Source organism: Pseudomonas sp. P4_C8 (assembly GCF_056401975.1).
The window spans coordinates 17,909-43,051 of sequence record NZ_JBFUIH010000046.1 but is presented as its reverse complement, the minus strand read 5'-3'; the positions used below and the strand labels follow the sequence as shown (position 1 = coordinate 43,051).

Sequence of the window (25,143 nt, the reverse complement as noted above, 5' to 3'; positions counted from 1 at the left end):
GTCGTGAAACCTGAGATTGCGGTCTTCCTGAAACACCGCATCGTCTGATTTCACGACTGCTGCGCAGCCGGACGCAGGCTTCGCCAGCTGCTACAGAGAGTGTTATGGCTTAACTGATCGAGGAGCCAACCGTGCACTGGCAACCTTAATCCCATCCTGCCCATCCCGACTGCTCACCCCTGTCAACCAAGCCTCCAGCACCTCCGGATTGGCCTTCAACCACGCCTTCGCCGCCGCTCTTGGTTTCTGATTCTGATTCAACACCGCGTCCATCAACTGGTTTTCCATGGCCAGTGTGAACTCCATGTTCTGCAGCAGTTTGCCGACGTTGCTGCATTCCTTCAGGTAGTCCTTGCGCACGTTGGTGTAGACCGTGGCCTGGCCATAGTTCGGGCCGAAGTATTCGTCGCCACCGCTGAGGTACTTCATCTTATTGCGGGTGTTCATCGGGTGCGGTTCCCAGCCGAGGAACACCATCCACTCGTTTTTTCGCGTGGAGCGTTTGAGTTGCGAGAGCATTGCCGCTTCGCTGGACTCCACGACTTTGAAATCCTTCAGGCCGAAGGCGTCTTTGTCGATCATGCTCTGGATCAGGCGATTGCCATCATTGCCGGGTTCGATGCCGTAGAGTTGGCCTTTGAGTTTGTCCTTGAATTTGGCGATGTCGGCGAAGTCGTGCAGCCCCGCGTCGTAGACGTAGTCGGGCACTGCCAAGGTGTATTTGGCACCTTGCAGGTTGGCGCGCACGGTTTCCACAGTGCCGGCGTCGCGGAAGGGCTTGATGTCGTTTTCGGTGGTGGGCATCCAGTTACCCAGGAACACGTCCAGCTCTTTACCAGAGGACAGCGCGCGATAGGTCACGGGAATCGACAGCAGGGTGGTTTTGGTTTTGTAGCCGAGCGATTCCAGTACTTCGCTGGCGATGGCGGTGGTGACGCTGATGTCGGTCCAGCCGACATCGGAAAAACGCACCGTGGCGCAGGACTCCGGTTCCGCCGCGTGTGCCAGCAGCGGCAGGGTGATCGACGCAAGCAAGAGCAAGGCTTTCATAGGGACGACTCCTTGGAGGTAGCGTCAGACACCGAACCAGTTCAGTGGCGCCGGTTCGGTATTGAGGTAGATGTGCTTGAGCTCGGTGAACTCATCCAGCCCGGCCCGCGACAACTCGCGCCCTATGCCGCTGGACTTGTAGCCACCCCACGGCGCCTGCGGGAACGCGGCGTTGTAGTCGTTGATCCACAAGGTGCCGACCCGCAGCCGCTTGGCCATGCGGTAGGCCTTGCCGATATCCCGGGTCCAGACGCCGGCTGCCAGGCCATAAGGCGTGTCATTGGCCAACTGCAGCGCCTGGGCTTCGCCGCTGAAACGCTCGACAGTGATCACCGGGCCGAAAATTTCTTCCTTGGCGATCTGCATCTCGCAGGTCACGTTATCGAGCAAAGTCGGGCGCAACCAGAAGCCGCGTTCGAACTGTTCGGGAATTGTGCCGCCAGTTCGCAACCTCGCGCCTTGCTCGACGGCACCGGCAATCATCGTCAGGATCTGGTCGCGCTGGCTGGCAGAAATCAGCGGGCCCATTTGTGTCAGCGGATCAAGGCCATCGCCCAGGCGAATCTTCTGGATGCGTTGCTGCAAGGCGTCGACAAAACGCTCGTGAATGCCGTCCTCCACCAGCAACCGGGAACCGGCGGAACAGATCTGCCCGGCATTGAAAAACACCGCATTGAGCGCCTGGTCCAGCGCCACTTCGAAGTCGGCGTCGGCGAACACGATGTTCGGATTCTTGCCGCCCAACTCCAGCGCCACACGTTTGAAATTGCCCGTGGCCGCGCGCATCACCTTGCCGCCGGCACCGGCGCCGCCGGTCAGTGAGACCAGGTCCACGTCAGGGCTGGCGGCGAGTAATTCACCGACCTCACCGGGGCCGCAGAGTAAATTGAACACGCCGTCCGGCAGACCGGCTTCAATCAATAATTCAGTCAGTCGATGCGCCGTCAGGGGCGTCAGGCTGCTGGGTTTGAACACCACGGTGTTGCCGGCGGCCAGGGCCGGGGCGATTTTCCAGACCGCTTGCAGCAACGGGTAATTCCATGGCGCGATCAAGGCGCACACGCCCACCGGTTCGCGCTGGTTGAAGCTGATGACATGGGCCGGGGCATGGCTGTTGACGCTGGCGCTTTCGGTTTCAAGCAAGGCCGCGTAGTAGCGAAACGTGGCGACTACATTGCCGATGTCGCCAAGGCTTTCAACCAAGGTCTTGCCGGCGTTAAGGGTTTCCAGACGTGCCAGATTCGAGGCGTCCTGTTCGATCAAGTCGGCGATCCGTTGCATCAGTTGCGCCCGTTTGGTCACCGCCATCGTCTGCCACGGCCCGGTGTCGAACGCCACCCGCGCGGCGTTGATCGCCCGTTGCGTGTCCACGGGACCGGCCACGGCCACTTGCGCCAATACATCCTCGGTGGCCGGATTGATCACATCGCGGTATCGCACCGCCTGTGGCGCTTGCCAAACACCGGCGATAAACAACGGAATCTGCTGCATCTGCGTCTCCAGCTCAGTGGGTCGTGGCCGTCACTATGGCGGTGGCGCTGGCGCTGCTCTTGATCAAACGCGGCATAAGCGCGCCGTTTTCCCACGATTGTGCGGCCGTGTCATAACGGCAACCCGTGTCGCTTCCCGTCAAGTGCGCGCAACCCGGCGCTCTACACTGCCAGCAACCGCTAAACGAGCCGAGAGGGGATGCGATGAATCAAGCTGTCGAGCAACTGAGAATCCGCCTGGCCTGCGCTTTTCGCTGGGCCGCGCGTTTGAACCTGCACGAATCCATCGCCAATCACTTCAGCGTGGCGGTGTCGGGGGACGGTCGAGAGTTTTTGATCAACCCTTACGGCAAGCATTTTTCCACGATCAAGGCCAGTGACCTGCTGCTGGTGAATGCCGACGACCCTGCCAGCCTCGACCGTCCAGACGCGCCGGACATCACTGCCTGGGCCTTGCACAGTGCCTTGCATCGCAACCAGCCGCACGCCCGCTGCATTCTGCATACCCATTCGAAATACGCGACCGCGCTGGCATGTCTGGCGGATTCACGGTTGCCACCGATTGAGCAAAATTCGATGCGTTTTTTCGAGCGTGTGGCCATCGACAACGGTTTCGACGGCATGGGTCTTGGGAATGAGGCCGAGCGTGTCAGCCACTTGCTGGGGGACAAACCGATTCTGTTGATGGGCAACCATGGCGTGCTCGTCGCCGCGCCGACCATCGCTCAGGCGTTCGATGATCTGTATTACTTCGAACGCGCTTGCGAGACCTACATCACCGCGCTTTCAACCGGCCGCGAGTTGCGCATCGTCAGCGATGAAATAGCGCGCAAGACCTGCCGGCAATGGCTCGACTATCCGGGCTTTGCCGACAAGCATTTCAACGCGTTGATGGGGATTCTTGATGAAGAGGAGGTCGGGTATCGGGCGTGAGTTCAGTCGGCCTCGACCTGACGATGCGCCTTGCTTAACGGCTGGCGCATCACCGGGGCGGTCCAGACCTGGCTGCGGTCTTCGCTGGGCGGGCAGCCAAAACGGGCGCGATAGGTGCGCGAGAAATGCTCCAGCGAACCGAACCCGGAACACGCCGCCACTTGCGCCACGCTCAAGCGGGTTTGTTGCAACAGGCTGTGGGCCTTGGCCAGGCGCAAAGTGATGTAGTACTTGAGCGGCGACAGCCCGGTCTGATGCTTGAACTGACGCTCCAGTTGCCGGCGCGAAAGGCCGACCTGGCTGGCAATTGCCTCGCAGTCCAGCGGCTCTTCCAGGGCTTTTTCCATCAATTGCACGGCGCGGCGAATCTTGCTGCCTTGCATCCCGGAGTTAGTCAGACCTCTATCGAGTTGATTGTCCGCCGGTGCACGCACCTGCCCCATCAGCAGGTGCATGCCGATCTCCCGAGCCAGATCGCTGTCGACGCTTTGCCCGATCCAGCTCAGCAGCATGTCCAGCGTTGTCGTCGCGCCGGCGCAGGTCATGCGCTGACGTTCCAGGGTGTAGAGCTGTGGCTTGGCGAGCACCCGCGGATAACTTTCCTGAAAGCCCTGAAGATTGTCCCAATGCACCGCCGCTTCATAACCATCGAGCACGCCGGCGGCGGCGAGCAGTTCAGTGCCGGTTTCCACGCCCATCAACACCGCGCCGAACAACGCCTGTTTGCGCAGCCAGCTCTTGAGCGCCAGGTTGCGGCTGTGTTTGTGCACATCGAAACTGGCGATCACCACGCACACATCAAACCCCTGATCGGCGCGCAGGCCGTGGTTCGCCACGGTGATCAAGCCGTTGCTGGCCTGCACCGGTTCGCCGTCCAGCGACAGCAAGGTCCATTCGAAAATCGGCCGTTGGGTCAGCCAATTGGCGATGGCCAAGGGTTCCAGCACAGCGGCCAGGCCGAAATTGGAAAACGATGGCAACAGCAACACCGCGACCCGCAACGGCGCACTGTCACCGCGCCGCCAGGTGAAGCGGGTTTCGGGGTGCTTTGCGCTGTCGGACAGTTGATTGCTCATGAGTGATCTCTGCGTTCAAACATCATCGTTGCCGTGTTTGCCATTGCGGATGAATCCATACCGGCGCGTCCATGGGCGGCAGTGGTTGCAGTCCGCGGATCATATCGCTGGCCTTTTCCGCGATCATCACCGTCGGCGCGTTGGTATTGCCGCTGACGATCACCGGCATGATCGACGCGTCCACCACGCGCAGTCCATCAAGACCGTGCACACGCAATTGCGGGTCGACCACCGCTTGCGGGTCGCCGGCCGGGCCCATCTTGCAGGTGCCGCTGGCATGGTAGCCGGTTTCCGTGACGCGTCTGGCCCAGGCGTCCAGCGCTTCGTCACTTTGCGCGGCGGGGCCGGGGACCAGTTCTTCACCTTTGAACGCGGCCATCGCCGGTTGCCCGATGATCTCGCGCACCAGTCGTGCCCCGGCACGCATGTCGGCTCGATCCTGCTCGGTTTTCAGGTAATTGAACAGGATGCGCGGCGGCTGTCGAGGGTCGGCGCTGTTCAGGGTCACGCTGCCCACGCTGGTGGGGCGCATCAGGTCGATGTGCACTTGAAACGCATGCCCCGGCACCAGGTCGACGCTACCGGGTTTGACCGCCAGCGGCATAAAGGTCAGCTGCAAATCGGGGTGTTCGACCCCGGCTCGCGAGCGGATGAATGCGCCGGCCTCGAAATGGTTACTCGCCGCCAGCCCGTCATGGGTGACAAACCAGCGCGCGCCGATCCACCACTTGCCCGGCGCGGTAGTCCACGGATAAAGCGATACCGGCCGCTTGCACAGGTACTGCACGACCGTGTCAGGGTGGTCGTTGAGTCGTTTGCCGACACCGGACAGGTCATGCTTCACGGTGATTCCGAGGTCGCGCAATTCAGCCGCAGGGCCGATGCCCGACAGCAACAACAACTGTGGCGAATTGATCGCGCCAGCCGTCAGCACGACTTCGCGCCGGGCGCGGGCGTGATGAGTCTTACCGCTCTGTTCGTACTCAACCCCGATGGCGCGTTTACCATCGAACAAAATGCGCAATGCCAGCGCGTCAGTGACTACCCGCACATTGCCGCGCGCCAGAGCCTCGCTCAGATAACCCCGCGATGTGCTCCAGCGTCGTCCGTTGCGCGTGGTGCGATCCACCGGCCCGAAGGCCTCCTGACGATAGCCATTCAAATCGTTGCTCAGGCCATACCCGGCTTCGGCGCCCGCCGCGAGAAACGCCGCACACAACGGCGTTTCGGTATCGCCCGGCGTAACGTGCAGATGCCCCGACGCCCCTCGGTAATCGTCTGCACCGTCGGCATGGGTTTGCGCGCGTTTGAAGTACGGCAGCACCTGCTGATAGCTCCAGCCGTCGCAGCCTTGTTCGGCCCAACCGTCGTAATCCCGGGCATGGCCACGGATGTACACCATGCCGTTGATCGACGATGAACCGCCCAGCGTCCGGCCCCTGGGCGTTCCGATCTGGCGACCGTCCAGATACGGTTCTGGTTGCGAAGTGTAGCTCCAGTTGTAGCGCGTTCCGCCGACCACAATACCGACGGCCGAGGGCATGTCGATGGTCCAGCTTTTGTCCGCCGGGCCGGCTTCAAGCAGCAGAATCCGCACGCTCGGGTCTTCGCCCAGGCGGTTGGCCAACACGCAGCCCGCAGACCCGGCGCCCACAATCAGGTAGTCAAACGCATGATCGGCCATGGTTCGCTGTACTCCATAAATGAAAGATCGCCCCACAAAACCTGTAGGAGTGAGCCTGCTCGCGATAGCGGTGTATCAGGCAGCACACCTGTCGACTGATTCACCGCTATCGCGAGCAGGCTCACTCCTACAGGGGTGCGATGTTGGCTCAGACGGCGGACGGCCCATGTATGCCGTTGAACACCAGCCGATGGAAGTGATGCACCAGGTGTTCACTCTCATTACTGCGCTGGGCATCGATCATGTATCGGCCCTGGTCGTAGCCCAGCGAATGCAGGCCTTTTTGCACCGAGATGTTCAGCGCGATGTCTTCTGGTCCCAGGTCCTCGTTCATCCATTTCATGCAGGATTCGCTGACCGCAGCAGTTTGTGCATTGTTGGTGTAGTAGCCAAAACGCAGCAGCGAGCGCTCGGCGTCCAGCGGGATCATGATGAACGAGCCCAGAAACTCCGAGAACGGGAAGGTGTAGAAGGTGTTGTTCGGCCACATGCCGATGTTGAAAAAGCATTCATCCGGGTTGACGTCGGGTTTTAACGGCACGCCATAAGCTTCGGTCACCGAGAGGTTGGCCGGGGCGATGTAAGTCCACCAGTTATCGCGTTTGGTCAACTGATAGCCTTTGAAGTCGATCAACTTCGCCAGGTCGATGTGGCACGGCCCGGACAGCTTGAAGTGATAACCCTCGATGGAGTTGTCCATGATCACCTTCCAGTTGGCCGGCACGATCACGTTCTGCTCCTCTATCAGGCGCATGTTGGCAAGGTCCGGAAACACCCGGTGCATTTCCTCATTGGCGCCGGGGAACAGATCACGCAACGACGGTGCCGTCGGGTCGAGGTTGAAGTAAATGAAACCGCCCATTTCTTCAGTGCGGATCTGCGGGATGTTGAACTGCTGCAACTCGAAGTTTTTCATCTTTTCGCAACGCGGTGCGCTGCGCAGGCTGCCGTCCATTTCGTAGCACCACGAGTGATAGGCGCAGCGCACCACGCCGCCGGTGGTGCCGCGACGTTCTTCGAGCAAGCGATTGCCACGGTGCTGGCAAACGTTGTGGAACGCGTGGATCTGCCCCTGACGGTTCTTCGCCACCACCACACTTTGATCAAACAGGTCCGTCACCACGTACTGGCCCGGTTCGGCGAATTCACTCACGTGCCCGGCGACGTGCCAGGCGTGCATGAAAATGTTGTCGCGCTCGGCCTTGAACAAGGTCTCGTCGTAAAAATAACGCGAGGGCAGGGTGAAGGCTTCTTCCGGGTCCTGATGATCCCAACCCTCGACGGGGCTTTGCTGTTTGCGGGCTTGGAAGTTTTGCATGGGGCGATCTCCACAGGGGCTGGCCGCACGGCACGGCAACTGGCTCTGGGAGTTAATCTAGGGCGCGAGGAAGGGGCGGTATTGATGGATTGCGACCAGTTGATGAAGGAAATCATCAAGCGGCTGCGATGCCCGGCATTGCACCGGGCATCGCGTTGACACTTAAGCGCGTTCGAAAATCGCTGCAATACCCTGACCACCACCGATGCACATGGTCACCAGCGCATAACGGCCGTTGGTGCGATGCAGTTCGTGGATGGCTTTGGTGGCGATGATCGCGCCAGTCGCACCGACCGGGTGACCGAGGGAGATACCCGAACCATTCGGGTTGACCTTGGCCGGGTCGAGGTCGAGTTCCTGGCTGACCGCACAGGCCTGGGCGGCGAAGGCGATGTTGGCTTCGATCACGTCCATGTCGGCGACGGTCAGGCCGGCACGCTTGAGTGCCAGGCGTGTGGCAGGAATCGGGCCGAGCCCCATCAGTTCCGGTTCAACACCGGCGTGGGCGTAGCTGACCAGACGGGCCATCGGGCGCAGGTTGTTGGCTTGCACGGCGGCGCCGGTGGCCATGACCAGCGCTGCGGCGCCGTCGTTCAGGCCGGATGCGTTGCCGGCAGTTACCGTGCCGTCTTTCTTGAACGCTGGCTTCATGCCCGCCAGTTGTTCCAGGGAGGTAGCGCGAGGATGTTCGTCGACGCTGAACAGCTTGGTTTCCTTGCGATCACGGATTTCCACCGCAGCGATTTGCTCGCTGAAGTAGCCATTGGCGATGGCGAACGCGGCGCGCTTCTGATCTTCCAGGGCCAGCGCGTCTTGCATCTCACGGGTGATACCGTTGCGTGCGGCGACGTTCTCGGCGGTGATGCCCATGTGGATGCCATGGAACGGGTCATGCAGGATGCCCAGCATGTAGTCGATGGCCTGGATGTTGCCCATGCGCGCACCCCAACGGGCGGCAGGCATCAGGTACGGGCCACTGCTCATGGATTCGGCGCCGGCACCGATGGCGATATCGGCATCGCCCAGCATCAGCGTCTGCGCGGCATTGATGATCGCTTGCAGGCCGGAACCGCACAGGCGGTTGACGTTGTAGGCCGGGGTTTCTTTCGGGATGCCGGCGTTCATCGCGGCGACCCGGGAGATGTACGCATCGCGGGTTTCGGTCGGGATCACGCTGCCCATCACCAGATGGCCAACTTGCGCCGGGTCTACGCCGGAGCGTTGCAGGGCGGCCTTGACAGCCGTGGTCGCCAGGTCGACCAGCGGAACGTCTTTGAGCGAACCACCAAAGGTGCCAATGGCGGTACGTGCGGCGCTGACAACAAAAATATCCGGGGTGTTCATTACGGCTTTCCTCTTGGTGAATGCTTTTCTGTACTGCGAATAAGGAGGGCGGTCAACGCTGTTTGCGCTTCAGGTGTTTTGAGGCGCTCGATGAACAACAGGTTTTCCTGACGAATAGTGGCTTTTAACTCCGGCAACGCCGCCTGTTTGAGCAACTGCCGGGTCTGACGCACGGAATCCTGCGGCAATGCCAACAGCCGTCGAGCCAAGTGCTGTGCGGCGTCGAGGCATTGTTGACCGTCGTCGAACAGTTCGTTGGCCAGTCCGCACACAACCGCCGCGGCGCCGTCGAGGCTGTCGCCCCACAGCAGCAGACGGGCGGCACGGGCGTGGCCGAGCAGGCGCGGTAACAACAGGCTCGCGCCGAATTCCGGGCACAGGCCCAGGTTCACAAATGGCACGCGCAGCTTGGCGTTTTGCGTCACCAGCACCTGATCGCAATGCAGCAGCAGCGTAGTGCCAATGCCGATGGCGGCTCCGCACACGGCGGCGATCAACGGTGTTTGCAGGTGAATGACGACGTTCATCAGACGAAACGCAGGGCTGTCCAGATGCGTCGGCGGATGCTCGAGAAAATCTGCCAGATCATTGCCACTGGTGAAACAAGTGGTGCCGCCCGTGAGTACGATCACGCCGATACTGGCGTCTTCGTCCGCGGCCAGCAGCAGATCAGCCAACTGCGTATACAGGCTGTTATTCAGCGCATTGAGCTTGTCGGGGCGATCAAGCGTGAGCGTCAAAACGCCTTCGTTTCGATTTTGTTTGATCAGCTCGCTCATGGAATGCCCCGCCTGTTTTTGTCCGGCAGCCACTCTAAGCGCCCGGCCGGCTTGGGAGCTATGACAAAACGAGTCAACGAAACTGCTGCTTTTTGCCATGTTTTGCCGCAGCACTGGCCGCGAAATGGCTCACACACCCATTCGGGGTATGGTGCCGTTGGCCCAATCACTCAATAGTGGGGGCAACCGGTCATCCAGAACCGACTTCGCTTGATAAGGTGAATTTGCTATGCGCAAGGCCCTCATGGTGATTTCCAGTCTGTTGCTTGTTCCGCTGACACTGAATGCTCAAGCCGCCGCCGACGTGAGCGAAAGCAATACGCTCAGGTTGTATAACTGGGCGGACTATATCGGCGAAAAAACCCTTGCCGACTTTGAGAAAGCCTCCGGTATCAAGGTGATTTACGACACCTTTGATGCTTACGAAACTGTCCAGGCGAAGTTGCTGACCGGGCACTCCGGTTACGATCTGGTGGTGTTGAATGCCTCACTTGCGCCACCGTTGATCAAAGCCAAAGTGTTCCAGCCGCTGGACAAGAAGTTGCTGCCGGGCTGGACCAATCTGGATCCGAAAGTCTTGCAGGACTTGCAGGGCTTTGATGCCGGAACCCTGTACTCCGCGCCTTACACCTGGGGCAGCAACGGCATCACCTACAACGTCGACAAGATCAAGGAGCGCATGCCGGACGCGCCGATTGGCTCGCTGGCGATGATTTTCGACCCGAAAATCGTCTCGCGTTTCGCCGATTGCGGCGTAACCCTGGTCGATGCGCCCACCGAAGTCATTCCACTGGCCTTGAAGTACCTGGGACGAGACCCGCGAAGTGCTTCGCCTGAAGACTTGAAAGCCGCGCAGGACTTGTTGCTGTCCGTTCGGCCGTACATTAAAAAATTCGACTCGGTCAATTACCTGACCAGCCTGCCCAATGGCGATGTGTGCATGGCCATGACCTGGTCGGGCGATTACGCCACCGCCATGGCCCGCGCCGAAGAAGCCAAGTTGAAAATCAAACTGGCCTATTTCATTCCCAAGGAAGGTTCGCTGATCTGGTTCGACAACATGTACATCCCCGCCGATGCGCCGCACGTGGCCAACGCGCACAAATTCCTTGAGTACTTGATGCAGCCACAAGTGATGGCCGACGTGACCGACTACATCCATTACGCCAACAGCAATGCAGCGGCCACGCCGTTGTTGAATGCCGATGTGCGCAGCAATCCGGCGATTTACCCCGATGACGAAACCCGCCAGCGGCTGTTTCCGCAAAAGACTCAGGACGCGAAGGAGATGCGCGCCATCACTCGCGTCTGGAGCACGGTGAAGAGCGGGATCTGATCGTTTAACCCCTTCGGTTTGAGGTTTTTGTATGGCTACTCCAACGTTGAAAGTACTGCCAGCGGTTGATGATGCCCGTTTGATCAAGGCCGACAAGGCCCACTACATGCACGGCTATCACATGTTCGACGAGCACGCCGAACAGGGCGCGCTGAACATTGTGGCCGGTGACGGCGCCTACATTTACGACGCTCAGGGCAATCGTTTTCTCGATGCGGTCGGCGGCATGTGGTGCACCAACATCGGCTTGGGCCGCGAAGAAATGGCGCTGGCGATTGCCGATCAGGTGCGCCAGTTGGCTTATTCGAATCCGTTTTCCGACATGTCCAACAACGTCGCCATCCAGTTGTGCGAAAAGCTCGCCAGCCTGGCCCCCGGCGATCTCGATCACGTGTTCCTGACCACCGGCGGCTCGACCGCCGTGGACACTGCGTACCGACTGATTCAGTACTACCAGAACTGCCGTGGCAAACCGGAAAAGAAGCACGTCATCGCCCGTTTTAATGCGTACCACGGCTCCACCACCCTGACGATGTCGATCGGCAACAAGGCCGCCGACCGCGTGCCGGAATTCGATTACGCCAACGACAGGATTCACCACGTCTCCAACCCCAATCCGTACCGGGCACCGGACGGAATGGACGAGGCACAGTTTCTCGAGTTTCTGGTCCAGGAGTTCGAAGACAAGATCCTGGCCATCGGCGCGGACAAGGTCGCGGGCTTCTTTGCCGAGCCGATCATGGGCTCCGGTGGGGTGATTGTTCCGCCCAAGGGTTACCTGAAACGCATGTGGGAAGTCTGCCAGCGCTACGACATTCTGTTTGTCGCCGATGAGGTGGTGACCTCGTTTGGTCGTCTGGGCAAGTTCTTCGCTTCTTATGATCTGTTTGATGTGCAGCCCGACATCATTACCACGGCCAAAGGCCTGACTTCCGCTTATCTGCCATTGGGCGCGTGCATCTTTTCCGACCGTATCTGGAAAGTCATCGCCGAGCCGGGCAAGGGCCGCTGCTTTACCCACGGTTTCACCTACAGCGGCCACCCGGTGTGTTGCACGGCGGCGCTGAAAAACATCGAGATCATCGAGCGCGAAAAGCTGCTGGAGCATGTCGACGTGGTCGGCGCTTATCTGGAAGAGCGGCTGGCGACCCTCAGCGACCTGCCGCTGGTGGGCGATGTGCGCTGCCAGAAGTTCATGGCCTGCGTGGAGTTTGTCGCCGACAAGCGCACCAAAGCGTTGTTCGCCGATGAGATCAACATTGGCGAGATGATTCACTCTCGGGCCCAGGCCCGAGGTTTGCTGGTGCGGCCGATCATGCACCTCAACGTCATGTCGCCGCCGCTGATCCTGACATGCGCCCAGGTCGACGAAATCGTCGAGATCCTGCGGGTGTGCATTCTTGAAGTGGCGGCCGAGCTTGAGAAAAGCGGTCAGTACTTCGGGCAATGAGTTCGGTCAATCGGCGGTTACCCGGCGTCGGTTCTCCCGCTAGACTGCGGGGCATGAGCAAACCCAACGACGATACGTTGATCGCATTGCCCTTCGGGGCCTTGCATAAATGGCACGGCGACATGCGCGAAGCATTCGCCCATGCCGACGCGCCTGATGCGCTGCAATACCTGGCGTCGGCGTTCGGGCATCTGGTGTCCATCGAGTCGGTGATGATCAGCCTCGAACACAAGGACCGTGCGCCGCAGTTGCTGTACCAGCGCGGTATACCGGAGGAGTATCGGGACTCGATCATCGACCGCTATTTTTCCGGTGGCTACTTGCTTGACCCGTTTTGCCTGGCGGTGGAGCAGGGGTTGGCCGAAGGGTTTTATCACCTGGAGGAAATCGCCCCGGACAACTTCTTCGACAGCGAGTACTACAAGACTTATTACTTGAAGGCCGGGTGTTCGGAAGACAGTTTTTACCTGATCGATACCGGCCATGACAGCCAGGTGTCGGTCAGCCTGTTTCAGGGGTTTGGCGGGGAAAGCCTGCGGGCGGAACAACTGAACCTGTTGCGCGCGGTTGAGCCATTGGTTCGGGAGTTCATCAGCGAGTTTGGCCGTCGCGGCCTGGTACATAGCGCAGTCATTGAAAGTGACGATCTGAAGCAACGCGTGCAGTCCGCTTTCGAAAATTTTGGCTGCGACGTGCTGACCGAGCGCGAGCGGGAAGTGGCGCACATGGTGCTCAGGGGGCATTCCGTGAAGTCCACGGCCAGCCAGATGAGCATCTCGCCGGAGACGGTGCGCATGCACCGCAAGAATCTGTATTTGAAGCTGGAAGTCGGGTCGCAATCGGAACTGTTTGCGCTGTTTATCGAGTGGTTGCGCCAGCACTGATCACAAATTTACAGCCACCCCAAACCCCCTGTGGGAGCGAGCCTGCTCGCGATAGCATCACCTCGGTCTTCCAGTTGCACCGAGGTGTTTGCATCGCGAGCAGGCTCACTCCTACAGGATCGCTTAGTCCTCGCGTTTAACGACCAGGGTCAGAATGTCGTAACTGGCCACCAGTTCCCCCAGTTGGTTAGTGACTTCCACATCCCACGCCACCACCCCTTGCGGAATGCCTTGCGGGCTCTTCTTCCCTTGGTCGATTTTGCGTTTGCACGTCAAACGCGCCTGAATCGTGTCGCCAATCCCTACCGGATTAATAAAGCGCAACGTATCCAGACCATAGTTGGCCAGTACCGGCCCAGGCGCAGGCGATACAAACAAACCCGCCGCCGCCGACAGCACGAAGTAACCGTGGGCAATACGTTTACCGAATTGCGATTCCTTGGCGGCGATGTCGTCGAAGTGCATGTAGAAGTGATCGCCGGACAGGCAACCGAAGTTCACCAGATCGGCTTCGGTCACGGTGCGACGGTGCGTCAGCAGCGATTCACCGATTTGCAAGTCCTGGAAGAACCGGCGGAACGGATGGACTTCGGTTTCGATGACCTTGGCGCCACGCACATATTCACCGGTCACCGCCGCCAGCATGGTCGGCGAGCCTTGTACCGCCGCGCGTTGCAGGTAGTGTTTCACCGCGCGCAGACCGCCGAGTTCTTCACCGCCGCCGGCACGACCCGGGCCGCCGTGTTTGAGTTGCGGCAATGGCGAGCCATGGCCGGTGGATTCGGCAGCGGACTCGCGATCCAGCACCAGCAAACGGCCGTGCCAGGCCGCTGCCACCGGGATCGCTTTGGCGGCGATCTGTGGATCCTTGGTGATCAAGCTCGCCACCAGGCTGCCTTTGCCGCGAGCGGCCAGAGCCAGTGCTTCGTCCAGATCGTCGTAGGCCATCAGGGTGCTGACCGGGCCGAACGCTTCGATGTCGTGTGCGCCACCTTCGGCATGCGGGTCGCGGGCTTGCAACAGGGTCGGCGCAAAGAACGCGCCTTGGCTGACGTTTTCACCACGCGGCTCGAAACCATCGCGAGCACCGAACAGCATGTCGCTGCTCTGCAATAAGCTTTCCAGACGCTCGGCGACGTCTTTTTGCTGGTCGTGGGAAGCCAGGGCACCCATGCGCACGCCTTCCACCGACGGGTCGCCGACCACGACTTTCTTCAGGCGATCACTCAGGCGGGTAGCGACCGCGTCGATGTGTTTGGCCGGCACAATGGCGCGGCGGATGGCGGTGCATTTCTGCCCGGCCTTGGTGGTCATCTCGCGGGCGACTTCCTTGATGAACAGCTCGAACTCTTCGTCATCCGGGGTCACGTCCGGGGCGAGGATCGCGCAGTTCAGCGAGTCGGCTTCGGCGTTGAACGGCACCGAGTTGCGGATCAGGTTCGGGTTGACCCGCAGTTTGGCGGCAGTGTCGGCGGAGCCGGTGAAGGTCACCACGTCCTGGCCTTGCAGACGGTCGAGCAAGTCACCGGTGCTGCCGATGATCAGCTGCAAGCTGCCCGCTGGCAGCAAGCCGGATTCATCCATCAGGCGCACCACGGCTTCGGTCAGGTAGCTGGTGGCGCTGGCCGGTTTGACGATGCACGGCATGCCGGCGAGGAAGCTCGGTGCAAACTTTTCCAACATGCCCCAGATCGGGAAGTTGAAGGCGTTGATGTGCACGGCCAGGCCGCCGCGTGGCACCAGAATGTGCGTGCCGGCGAAGGTGCCGAGTTTGCTCAGCTGCATCGCCGGCCCTTCGTGGACGATGTTGCCCGACGGCAATTCCCTCGAACCGAGGCTGGCGTAGGTGAACAGGGTGCTGTTACCGCCTTCGATATCGATCCAGCTGTCGGCACGGGTCGCGCCGCTGTGGTGGGAGATCGCGTAGAGCTGTTCCTTGCGCTCGCTCAGGTACAAGGCCAGTGCCTTGAGACGCTGGGCGCGTTGCTGGAAGTCCAGCGCCATCAAGCCACTGATGCCTTGACGGCGACCGTGTTCGACGGCTTCGGCAAAATCCGGACGCTCTTCGTGGGTGCGCGCAATCTCATGGCCGTCGATGGCGCTGCGCAGCACTTGGGCACCTTGTTGGCCGATCCAGCGACCGGCGATGAAACTTTGCAGGGTAGGGGCGTGAGGCATCACGATTGCTCCGCATGGTGTGAAAGTTGGGTATGAAAAAAGTGGGTGCGGCCGCAACCGCACGAGTTAGGGGTTACCAAAGGGCCAAGGTGTAACCGACAATCAGCCGATTCTCATCGAGGTCGGTGGTCAAGCCATTGCCGGAGCGGAAGGTCACGTTGCGCCAGCGAAAGTTGACGTTTTTGAGTACGCCGCTCTGGATGACGTAACTGATATCGGTGTCGCGTTCCCATTCGCGGCCGTTGTCGACGTTGCCGGCTTTGACGTGGTCGCCATCGGTGTAGCGGGTCATGAAGGTCAGGCCGGGAACGCCCAGGGCCACGAAGTCATAGTCGTAACGCAGCTGCCAGGAATCTTCATCGGCGCGGGTGAAGGTGTTGAAGGTCACCAGGTTGACCACGTACGGATCGCCGCCGTTGAGGAATGGAAAGGCGCTGTCGCCGGACAACTGCTGGTACGCGGCACTGACCTTGTGGGCGCCATGGGACACGCTGAACATGCTGTTGAAGTTACGGTTGTCGATACGCCCTGCACGCTCGGCGCCATCGCCGCGGCTGTCGAAGTAGCGGATGTCGCTGCGCAGGTTGAAACCGTTGCCCAGAGGCTGGGTATGCACCAGGCCGGCGAACTGCTGGCGATAAATCTGATCGAGCTCGCCGTAGTAATAGCTCAGGCTCAGTTGCGGGTTGAAGGCGTAGCTGCCACCGGCGAAGTTGAAGTAATCACTGCTGGCGGCAAGGTAGCCGACGTCCTGGTTGTTGGAAGAGTCCCGCAGATTGACCTTGGTCAGGCGCCCGGTATTGACGGTCAGGCCGTTGATTTCCTGACTGGTCAGCAAGCCGCCGGCAAAGGTCGAACCCAGCAGGCGGGTGTCGTTGTAAGTCACCACGGGCAGCAAGGGTTGCAGGGTGCCGAGCTTCAACACGCTTTTGGATACACGCAGCTTGCCGGTCAGCCCCAGTTCGCTGTACTCGTCCGCAGGTTCATGGCTGGTCGGCCCAAAGGGCAGCAGCCCGGTGCCACGGCTATCCGGGCTGGAGTCGAGTTTCAACCCCAGCTCCCCGAGCGCATCCAGACCGAAGCCGAAGGTCCCGTCGGTATACCCGGACTCGATGCGCGCCGTGAAGCCTTGCGCCCATTCCTCGGCCTTGGATTGCGGCGCGTTGACCTGGCGGAAATCGCGATTGATGTAGTAGTTGCGCATTTCAATACGGGCCTTGCTGTCGTCGACGAAGTCAGCCATGGCGCTTGGGGCAACCATGGGCAGACTCAATGCGGCGACTATCGAAAACAGTGATTCACAGGATGCTGTACGCGCGGGCTTCATTATTTTTGTTCCCTGACATCAGATCGATCGTTAATTAGTGCTTGCTGGCGCCAGAGGCACCGATGCCGGTCATGGAACGGATGAACTGCGCCAGATAACGGCCGCGCTCAAGGGCCGCACGGGGTGAGGTGTCGGTGACGGAAAACACCCAGGCGCTTACAAACGCCAGGCTCATGGAGAACAGCGCCGGGTTGGAGTAAGGGAACAGGGCCTTGTCGTGATGCAACACGTTGACCCACACCGCCGGGCTCAGCACCAGCAGGACAATCGCCGAGATCAACCCCGTCAGGCTGCCGGTCACCGCGCCACGGGTGGTCAGGCCTTTCCAGTACATCGAGAGGAACAGCACCGGGAAATTCACCGACGCGGCGATGGCCAGCACCAGGCCGGAGAGGAAGGCAATGTTCTGCGATTCGAACAACAGGCCGAGGATGATTGCCAGGACGCCGATGCACAGCGTGGCGATTCGCGAGACGCGGATTTCCTGCTGCTCAGTGGCCTGACCTTTGCGCATCACACAGGCATACAAGTCGTGGGACACCGCCGAAGCGCCGGACAACGCCAATCCCGCAACCACCGCCAGAATGGTGGCGAAGGCGACCGCCGAGATGAAGCCGAGGAACAGGTTGCCACCCACGGCCTGAGCCAGGTGCACGGCAATCATGTTGCCGCCGCCGATGATCGCGCCGCTGGCATCGCGGAACGCCGGGTCGGTGCCGACCATGACGATCGCGCCAAAGCCGACGATGATCAGCAGCAAGTAGAAGTAGCCGATAAAACCCGTGGCGTAGAACACGCTTTTGCGCGCTTCCTTGGCATCACTGACGGTGAAGAAACGCATGAGGATATGCGGCAGGCCGGCGGTGCCGAACATCATGCCCAGTCCCAACGAGATCGCATCGATGGGATTCGACAGTAAGCCACCGGGGGCCATGATTGCGTTGCCCTTGGCGTGCACAGCTGTGGCGCCGGCGAACATCGCTTCAGTGCTGAAACCGAAGTGCTTGAGCACCATGAAGGCCATGAACGTGGTGCCGAACAGCAGCATGACGGCCTTGATGATCTGCACCCACGTGGTGGCGAGCATGCCGCCGAAGGTCACGTAAAACACCATCAGCACACCCACGAGCATCACCGCGTAGAGGTAATCGATGCCGAACAGCAGCTCGATCAGCTTGCCGGCACCGACCATCTGCGCCACGAGGTACATCAGGGCCACGGTCAGGGTGCCGAAGGCCGAGGTCAGGCGCACCGGGGTTTGTTCCAGGCGATAGGAGACCACGTCGGCGAAGGTGTATTTGCCCAGATTGCGCAAGCGTTCGGCAATCAAAAACAGAATGATCGGCCAGCCCGCCAACACGCCCAGTGCGTACAGCAAACCGTCATAGCCATTGAGGAACATCATCGCGGAGATGCCGAGGAAGGACGCCGCGGAAATCATGTCGCCGGCAATCGCCAGGCCGTTCTGGAAACCGGTCATGCCACCGCCCGCGGTATAAAAATCGCTGGCGGAACGGGTGCGCAACGCGGCCCAGCGCGTCACGCCGAGGGTGAACAGCACAAACACCAGGAACATGCCGATCGCGTTCCAGTTCAGCGGACGGGACGCGCCGTCGGCCGCTGCCGCAAAGTCAGCGACAAAGGCCAGTGGCAGCAGGAATAACGCGTGAAGACGGCTCATCGGGCGCACTCCTGTTTCAGTTTTTCGTTGAGCGGATCGATCACGTTGTTGGCGCGATAGACGTAGAAACCGGTCAGTGCGAAGGCCAGCGCCACAATCACCACACCCACCAGCATGCCCACGGTGGTCACGCCGCCGCTCAGGGATTGGCCGAGGGTGGCGGGGGAAAACGCCACCAGCAAAACGAAGCCGAAATAGATCACCAGCATGATCAGCGACAGCGACCAATACAGGTTCTGTTTGCGGCGTACCAACTGGATGAAATCCGGGTTCTGGCGGATGAGTTCTACGTCTTGGGGGCTCATGGTGGCGTCCTTTGTTGTTTTTGTTGTGAGGTGGAACGGTGTTACTCCCCTGTAGGAGCTGGCTTGCCAGCGAAGGCGGCCTGAACATCAACGGTGATTTCAAGGGCCTCTTCGCTGGCAAGCCAGCTCCTACAGGGGTGGTGTTGGATTAGAGCTGGTCGAAATCCAGCACCACTTTGTTGCTGATCGGATATGCCTGGCACGACAGCACGTAGCCGGCGGCCACTTCGTAGTCTTCCAGGGCGTGGTTGCTGTCCATTTCCACTTCGCCTTCGATGACCTTGCACTTGCAGGTCGAGCACACGCCGGCCTTGCATGAGTAGGGCAGTTCGGCGCCTTGGGCATTGCCGGCGTCGAGGATGCTCTGGCTGTTGCGCGGCAGGTCGAACGCCAGGGCGCGACCGTCGCTGATGACAGTGATCTGGCTGACCGCCGCATCGATTTGCCGGGCCGCCTCGCGGGCTTCGCGTTTTTGCTGGCTACCGGCGACAGCAAACAGTTCGAAATGGATGCGCTCCGGCGCCATGCCCTTGGCTTTGAGGCTGTCACGCACGGTTTCCGTCATCTCCTGCGGGCCGCAAATGAAGGCCGCATCGAGGGCTTTGACGTCGAGCCAGCGGGAGAACAGTTGCTCGCATTTCTCGGCGTTGATTCGGCCGTTGTACAGGTCGACATCCTGCTGCTCTCGGCTGAACACGAAGATCAGATTCAGGCGTTGCAGGTAGCGGTTTTTCAGGTCTTCCAGCTGTTCGCGGAACAAGGCACCGGAACTGGAACGGTTGCCGTACAGCAGGGTAACGCGGCTGTGCGGTTCGGTTTCCAGGGTGGTCTTGATGATCGACAGGATCGGCGTGATACCACTGCCGGCCGCGACCGCCAGGTAGTTGCCATGGCGAGCCGGATCGAGCTCGACGCAGAAGTGTCCGGCGGGCGGCATGACTTCCAGGCTCTGTCCGGCTTTCAATTGCTCGTTGGCAAACGCCGAAAATCGCCCGCCAGCCACACGCTTGATAGCGACGCGCAGTTCACCATCGTTGACCCCGGTGCAAATCGAGTAGGAGCGGCGCACTTCTTCGCCATCCAGCTGCGTGCGCATCACCAGGTGCTGGCCCTGGGTGAAGTGAAAACTGTCTTGCAGGTGCTGCGGAATCTCGAAGGCGATGGACACCGCATCACGGGTCTCGGTGCGCACGTCCTTGATGGTCAGGCTGTGAAATTTACTCATTGTTGTTCTCCAGCTGGGACGGCCGATTGCCGCTCAGATGCACTTGAAATAGTCGAACGGTTCCCGGCAATCGACGCAGCGGTACAGCGCCTTGCACGCGGTGGAACCGAACTCGCTGAGCACTTCGGTGTGGGCGCTGCCGCACTGCGGACAGACGATCACCGGGCTTTCGCCGAGCAGGCTGCGCTTACTGGTGCTGCCCTCGGGCGGTGCGATGCCGTAGGCGCGCAGGCGTTCACGACCGCTGGCGCTGATCCAGTCCGTGGTCCACGCCGGGGTCAATTTGCGTTCCAGTTGCGGAGCCTTGAAACCGGCGAGTTCCAGGGCTTCGCGGATATCGCTTTCGATCACTTCGGTGGCGGGGCAGCCGGAGTAGGTCGGCGTGACCACCACGTGCAAGTGCCCGGCCTGCCAGTCGAGATCGCGCACGATACCGAGGTCGACCACGCTGACCACCGGCACTTCCGGGTCCATGACCTGCGCCAGGGTCGCCCACGCGGCGGCCAGGTCGGTCGGTTGCGCCGGCCGGGCACCTAGATCGCTGGCGATCAACTCACCAGGTCGCATCGGGGTACGCTCGTGGCAGGAACTGCATTTCGGCCAGCAGAATGCCGAGGTGTTCGGTGTGCAGCCCCTTGCGTGCATTCAGGTAGAAATAGCTGGGCGCGGCCGGCACGGGCAGGGTGGCGCTGGCAAAAATCGCGTTGACCTTGGCTTGCCAGGCAGCGGCGACTTGCGCGGTGTCCGGGGTGATGCCGGCGGCGCACAGGCGTTGTTCGCTGTCGTCGGCGGCGATCAGTTCAACAGTGAAGCGCCAAACCTCAGGAATGGCCGCGAGCATGCGCTTGTGGCTTTCCTCGGTGCCGTCTCCCAGACGCTCTACCCACTCGCCGGAGCGGCGCAGGTGATAGGTCACTTCCTTGACGGCTTTGGCGGCAATCCCGGCGATGCGTTCGTCACTGGACTGGCTGAGGCCGCTGAGCACTGGCAGGTGCCAGGCGTCATAGAGGAACTGCTTGAGGATGGTCACCGCGTAATCGCCGTTCGGCTGTTCCACCAGCAACAGGTTGCGGTAGGCGCGCTCGTCACGGCGGAACGCCAGGTCATCGGCATTGCGGCCGTCGTTCAGCAGTTCGGCGGCATATTCCAGCCAGTTGCGCGCCTGACCCACCAGGTCGAGGCCGACGTTCATCAGCGCCAGTTCTTCTTCCAGCGCCGGGGCCTTGCCGCACCATTGGCACAGGCGCTGGCCCTGGATCAGAGCGCTGTCGCCGAGGCGCAGCAGGTATTCGATCAGATCAGTCTGGTTATTCATGGTCGACCTCACATGTGCCCGACTTCGACCGGCAGCTCGTAGAAGCTGGCGTGGCGGTAGACCTTGTCGTCCGATGGATCGAACAGCGGGTCTTTTTCATCCGGCGACGAAGCGGTGATCAGCGCCGACGGCACGACCCACAGGCTCACGCCTTCACTGCGCCGGGTGTACAACTCGCGCGCATTCTCGATGGCCATGGTGGTGTCGGCGGCGTGCACGCTGCCGACGTGTTTGTGGTTGAGGCCGTGCTTGCTGCGCACGAAGACTTCAAAAAGGGTCCATTCAGACATTTCAATGACTCCACATCAGGTGGCCGATCAGGCGGCGTTCTTGTTCTGTTGTTTGCGGGCGTGGGCGACGGCTGCTTCACGAACCCAGGCACCGTCTTCAATCGCCTTGCGGCGGGTGGCGACGCGTTCCTGATTGCACGGGCCGTTGCCCTTGAGCACTTCGTAGAATTCGCTCCACTGGATCTCGCCGAAGTCGTAGTGGCCGGTTTCGGCGTTCCACTTCAAGTCCGGGTCAGGGCAGGTGCAGCCCAGCAGCTCCAGTTGCGGGATGGTCTGGTCGATGAAGCGCTGGCGCAGTTCGTCGTTGCTCTGGCGCTTGATTTTCCAGGCCATGGACTGTGCGCTGTTCGGCGAGTGTTCGTCGCTCGGGCCGAACATCATCAGCGCCGGCCACCACAGGCGGTTGATCGCGTCCTGGACCATGTCTTTTTGCGCCTGATTACCGTGGCGCATCATGGTCAGGAGGATTTCGTAGCCCTGGCGCTGGTGAAAACTTTCTTCCTTGCAGATCCGCACCATGGCCCGGGAGTAGGGGCCATACGAGGTGCGCTGCAGCACCACCTGATTGACGATGGCGGCACCGTCCACCAGCCAGCCCACCGCGCCCATGTCGGCCCAGTTCAGCGTCGGGTAATTGAAGATGCTCGAATACTTGGCCTTGCCGCTGTGCAGCTTGGCGATCTCTTCATCGCGGTCGGCACCCAGGGTTTCCATGGCGCTGTAGAGGTACAGGCCGTGGCCGGCTTCGTCCTGAATCTTGGCCATCAATTGCAGTTTGCGTTTGAGCGTTGGCGCGCGGGTGACCCAGTTGCCTTCGGGCAGCATGCCGACGATTTCCGAGTGGGCGTGCTGGGAAATCTGCCGGATCAGGGTCTGGCGATAGGCATCAGGCATCCAGTTTTTGGCTTCGATCTTGATTTCTGAATCGATTTTTTCCTGGAAGGCGCGTTCCTGTTCGGACATCTCCGACAGGTCTTTGATGCGCTTTACGCCGGTTTCTACGAGCTGTGCGTACATGGGGGTCTCCCGCCGTGAATCTGTTTGATGGCATGGAGAACTTTATAAGCGATACAGAATTTAATATCAAACATAAAATATGGTGTCGTATGTGTTTTTGTATCGCTTTGGGATGAGTGGTTGTTTTTTTGGGGGGCATATCCGTTTCTGCGGTAACGGCGACTGGCGGTTTCGCTCTTACAGCGAGTCCCTTTTGTCAAACGCCACAAAAGGAACCAAAAAGGCTCGCCCCGAGCGTCCGGCCCCTCGCTAAAGCTCGGCGTTCCTTCGCTCCGGTATCCATCCGGGGACACTGCCCTCCGGTCGGCTTCGCTTCGACCTACATGCAGCGTGTTCGACTGCGTCGAACGGCGCTGCGCGCCACTCCCCGGATGCACACCTCCACTCAGCCTCCCGAAGGGGCGGGTAGATCAAGATCAAAAGCTGCAGGCGAGCTAACGCTCGGCCTGATGAGTGGTGAGAAGCAAAAGCCGTACGCCGATCTACTGTAGGAGCTGGCTTGTCGGATCGCCGCATCGCAGCGAAGGCGGTCTGGCAGCCGACCCATCTCTCAGGGATGTACCCTGTCCAACTGTGGGAGCGGGCTTGCTCGCGAAGCTGTTGATCTTGCAGTTGCTGTTGCTTCGGCTTTTGATCTTGATCTGTTGCCCCTTTCCCAGAGGCCGAACGCAGGCGTTGTGTAGGGGGCACCGCGGCATGGATGCCGCGGTAGCCGCCCCCGGCCATGGATGGCCGATGGCGGCGGGCCCCCGGAGCAATGCCGGAGTGAGGGCATGCCGAGCCTAGGCGAGGCACCGAATGGAGGGGCAAAGCCTTTTGCTTACTTTTCGGCGTTTGGAAAAGTGAGTCGCTGTAAGAGCGAAACCGCCAGCTGTCGTTACCGCAGAAATGGATATGTACACCCGTTAGAAAATGGTCGGCTGACAGGCCGCCTTCGCTGCGATGCGGCGACCCGACAAGCCAGCTCCTACACGGGGCCGGGTACATTCTCGAAAGTCAGGTCGGCTGCCAGGTCGTCTTCGCTGGCAAGCCAGCTCCTACAGGGGCGTGTACGTTCAGCCCAAAAAAAACCCCGCATAAGCGGGGCCATAAAGGTGCAGCAGTCATGCTTTCGGGCGTTTGTCCATCACGTGACAAGCCTTGCCCTCAGAGCGCTTGATCGAATGCATTGGCTGCAAAACAACCCGCGTACTGATCCCGATGTACGTCTTGATATGCCGACTCAACTCGCCACAAACAGCCTTCTGCTGTTCATCGCTCAAATGTTGATGTTCGGCCTTGAGCTCCACATGCACATCCACACTGTCCAGGTTGCCGTTGCGATACAGATGGATCTCATAAGATTCTGAAAGTTGTTTTATTTTCAGAACCTGCTCCTCGATCTGCGTCGGGAACACGTTAACCCCACGAATGATCAACATGTCATCGCTGCGCCCGGTGATCTTGTCGATCCGTCGCATCGGCCGCGCAGTCCCCGGCAGCAGGCGCGTCAGGTCGCGGGTACGGTAACGGATCATCGGCAACGCTTCTTTGCTCAGCGACGTAAACACCAGCTCACCCATCTGCCCGTCCGGCAGCACTTCGCCAGTGATCGGGTCGATGATTTCCGGGTAGAAGTGGTCTTCCCAGATCGTCGGCCCGTCCTTGGTTTCAGCGCATTCCATGGCGACGCCCGGTCCCATGATTTCCGACAGGCCGTAGATGTCCAGCGCGGTGATGCCCAGGCGGTTTTCGATGGCGCTGCGCAGTTCGCCGGTCCACGGCTCGGCGCCGAAGATGCCCAGGCGCAGGGCCAGTTTGTGCGGGTCGATGCCCTGGCGCTCGATTTCATCGGCGATGTTGAGCATGTAGGACGGTGTGACCATGATGATGTCCGGCTGGAAATCCTTAATCAGTTGCACCTGTTTCTCGGTCTGGCCGCCGGACATCGGAATCACCGTGCAGCCCAGGCGTTCAGCACCGTAGTGGGCACCGAGACCGCCGGTGAACAGGCCGTAGCCATAGGAAATATGCACTTTGTCACCGCGACGACCACCGGCCGCGCGAATCGAGCGGGCGACCACGTTGGCCCAAGTGTCGATGTCGTTCTGGGTGTAACCGACGACGGTCGGTTTGCCAGTAGTGCCGCTGGAGGCGTGCAGGCGCACCACCTCGTTCATCGGCACGGCGAACATGCCGTAGGGATAGTTATCGCGCAGGTCGGTCTTGGTGGTGAACGGAAACTTCGCCAGGTCTTCCAGCGATTTGAGGTCGTCCGGGTGCACGCCCAGGGCATCGAAGCGCTGACGGTACAGCGGCACATTGTTGTAAGCGTGGTTCAGGCTCCAGCGCAGGCGATCCAGCTGGTGTTGACGCAATTCGTCGATGCTGGCGGTTTCCAGCGGGTCCAGCACAGGATCAAGCACGGCTTTGGCAATTGGCATGTTCATAACTTCACTCGAATTATTGTTGTGTTCCGGCC

The 25,143-nt window shown here is 60.4% G+C and carries 21 protein-coding genes; 4 read left to right on the top strand and 17 right to left on the bottom strand.

From position 1 onward, the window contains the following. Positions 1-102: 102 nt before the first annotated feature. Positions 103-1,050 carry a choline ABC transporter substrate-binding protein gene (locus AC1DWM_RS24315; protein WP_223514406.1) on the bottom strand — a complete coding sequence of 316 codons (948 nt, stop codon included), beginning with the start codon at positions 1,048-1,050 and terminating at the stop codon, positions 103-105. Between the two features lie 24 nt (positions 1,051-1,074). Continuing rightward, on the bottom strand, positions 1,075-2,541 hold the full coding sequence (locus AC1DWM_RS24310; protein ID WP_477796334.1) for an aldehyde dehydrogenase family protein: 1,467 nt from the start codon (positions 2,539-2,541) through the stop codon (positions 1,075-1,077). A 203-nt stretch (positions 2,542-2,744) separates the two neighbouring features. On the opposite strand from AC1DWM_RS24310, the gene AC1DWM_RS24305 reads away from it, so the two are divergent. Then, the gene (locus AC1DWM_RS24305; protein WP_477796333.1) at positions 2,745-3,473 is read left to right on the top strand and encodes a class II aldolase and adducin N-terminal domain-containing protein; all 729 of its coding nucleotides are present in this window, start codon (positions 2,745-2,747) and stop codon (positions 3,471-3,473) included. Between the two features lie 2 nt (positions 3,474-3,475). Here the strand turns inward: AC1DWM_RS24305 and AC1DWM_RS24300 are convergent, their stop codons facing one another. The 5 genes from AC1DWM_RS24300 to AC1DWM_RS24280 all read right to left on the bottom strand — a co-directional run bounded on the left by AC1DWM_RS24300 (position 3,476) and on the right by AC1DWM_RS24280 (position 9,674). Further along, on the bottom strand, positions 3,476-4,549 hold the full coding sequence (locus AC1DWM_RS24300) for a GlxA family transcriptional regulator (RefSeq protein WP_223514415.1): 1,074 nt from the start codon (positions 4,547-4,549) through the stop codon (positions 3,476-3,478). A 22-nt stretch (positions 4,550-4,571) separates the two neighbouring features. Continuing rightward, positions 4,572-6,233, bottom strand: coding sequence for a choline dehydrogenase (locus AC1DWM_RS24295; RefSeq protein WP_477796332.1), 1,662 nt, complete (start codon positions 6,231-6,233; stop codon positions 4,572-4,574). Positions 6,234-6,381: 148 nt separating this feature from the next. After that, entirely contained in the window at positions 6,382-7,551 is a 1,170-nt protein-coding gene (locus tag AC1DWM_RS24290) for an aromatic ring-hydroxylating oxygenase subunit alpha (RefSeq protein WP_223514419.1), read from the bottom strand. A gap of 162 nt (positions 7,552-7,713) precedes the next feature. After that, entirely contained in the window at positions 7,714-8,895 is a 1,182-nt protein-coding gene (locus AC1DWM_RS24285) for an acetyl-CoA C-acyltransferase family protein (protein ID WP_150778139.1), read from the bottom strand. Next, positions 8,895-9,674, bottom strand: a complete 780-nt coding sequence (locus AC1DWM_RS24280; protein WP_477796331.1) for an enoyl-CoA hydratase-related protein — start codon at positions 9,672-9,674, stop codon at positions 8,895-8,897. The genes AC1DWM_RS24285 and AC1DWM_RS24280 overlap by 1 nt, the downstream gene beginning before the upstream one ends. Positions 9,675-9,903: 229 nt before the next feature. Between AC1DWM_RS24280 and AC1DWM_RS24275 the strand changes: the two genes are divergently transcribed. Genes AC1DWM_RS24275 through AC1DWM_RS24265 form a run of 3 tightly spaced genes read left to right on the top strand, consistent with a single transcriptional unit; the run spans position 9,904 to position 13,344 of the window. After that, the gene (locus tag AC1DWM_RS24275; protein ID WP_477796330.1) at positions 9,904-11,010 is read left to right on the top strand and encodes a polyamine ABC transporter substrate-binding protein; all 1,107 of its coding nucleotides are present in this window, start codon (positions 9,904-9,906) and stop codon (positions 11,008-11,010) included. 31 nt (positions 11,011-11,041) lie between these two features. Continuing rightward, a complete protein-coding gene (locus AC1DWM_RS24270; RefSeq protein WP_477796329.1) occupies positions 11,042-12,460 on the top strand; it encodes an aminotransferase in 1,419 nt (472 codons plus the stop codon). Further along, on the top strand, positions 12,457-13,344 hold the full coding sequence (locus AC1DWM_RS24265; protein ID WP_223514434.1) for a helix-turn-helix transcriptional regulator: 888 nt from the start codon (positions 12,457-12,459) through the stop codon (positions 13,342-13,344). The genes AC1DWM_RS24270 and AC1DWM_RS24265 overlap by 4 nt, the downstream gene beginning before the upstream one ends. Before the next feature lie 123 nt (positions 13,345-13,467). Here AC1DWM_RS24265 and paaZ read toward each other — a convergent pair whose 3' ends face one another. From paaZ to paaK, 10 genes are all read right to left on the bottom strand, one after another. Further along, on the bottom strand, positions 13,468-15,522 hold the full coding sequence (gene paaZ, locus AC1DWM_RS24260; RefSeq protein ID WP_223514436.1) for a phenylacetic acid degradation bifunctional protein PaaZ: 2,055 nt from the start codon (positions 15,520-15,522) through the stop codon (positions 13,468-13,470). Positions 15,523-15,595: 73 nt separating this feature from the next. Further along, positions 15,596-16,849: an OprD family porin gene (locus AC1DWM_RS24255; protein WP_477796328.1), complete on the bottom strand. Its 1,254-nt coding sequence runs from the start codon at positions 16,847-16,849 to the stop codon at positions 15,596-15,598. Between the two features lie 34 nt (positions 16,850-16,883). Next, complete coding sequence (locus AC1DWM_RS24250) at positions 16,884-18,530, bottom strand: cation acetate symporter (RefSeq protein ID WP_223514440.1); 1,647 nt, start codon at positions 18,528-18,530, stop codon at positions 16,884-16,886. Next, the gene (locus AC1DWM_RS24245) at positions 18,527-18,835 is read right to left on the bottom strand and encodes a DUF485 domain-containing protein (RefSeq protein ID WP_223514443.1); all 309 of its coding nucleotides are present in this window, start codon (positions 18,833-18,835) and stop codon (positions 18,527-18,529) included. Before AC1DWM_RS24245 ends, AC1DWM_RS24250 begins: the two co-directional genes overlap by 4 nt. Before the next feature lie 148 nt (positions 18,836-18,983). Beyond that, positions 18,984-20,060, bottom strand: a complete 1,077-nt coding sequence (paaE, locus tag AC1DWM_RS24240) for a 1,2-phenylacetyl-CoA epoxidase subunit PaaE (RefSeq protein WP_452625654.1) — start codon at positions 20,058-20,060, stop codon at positions 18,984-18,986. Positions 20,061-20,093: 33 nt separating this feature from the next. Beyond that, positions 20,094-20,627 (bottom strand): 1,2-phenylacetyl-CoA epoxidase subunit PaaD, encoded by a 534-nt coding sequence (gene paaD, locus AC1DWM_RS24235; protein ID WP_223514449.1) that lies wholly within the window; start codon positions 20,625-20,627, stop codon positions 20,094-20,096. Beyond that, positions 20,614-21,375, bottom strand: a complete 762-nt coding sequence (gene paaC, locus AC1DWM_RS24230) for a 1,2-phenylacetyl-CoA epoxidase subunit PaaC (RefSeq protein WP_477796327.1) — start codon at positions 21,373-21,375, stop codon at positions 20,614-20,616. The genes paaD and paaC overlap by 14 nt, the downstream gene beginning before the upstream one ends. Positions 21,376-21,383: 8 nt before the next feature. Next, positions 21,384-21,665, bottom strand: a complete 282-nt coding sequence (gene paaB, locus AC1DWM_RS24225) for a 1,2-phenylacetyl-CoA epoxidase subunit PaaB (protein WP_223514454.1) — start codon at positions 21,663-21,665, stop codon at positions 21,384-21,386. Positions 21,666-21,692: 27 nt separating this feature from the next. Beyond that, a complete protein-coding gene (paaA, locus tag AC1DWM_RS24220; RefSeq protein ID WP_223514457.1) occupies positions 21,693-22,682 on the bottom strand; it encodes a 1,2-phenylacetyl-CoA epoxidase subunit PaaA in 990 nt (329 codons plus the stop codon). A 1,103-nt stretch (positions 22,683-23,785) separates the two neighbouring features. Next, complete coding sequence (gene paaK, locus AC1DWM_RS24215; protein WP_223514460.1) at positions 23,786-25,111, bottom strand: phenylacetate--CoA ligase PaaK; 1,326 nt, start codon at positions 25,109-25,111, stop codon at positions 23,786-23,788. Between the last annotated feature and the right edge of the window lie 32 nt (positions 25,112-25,143).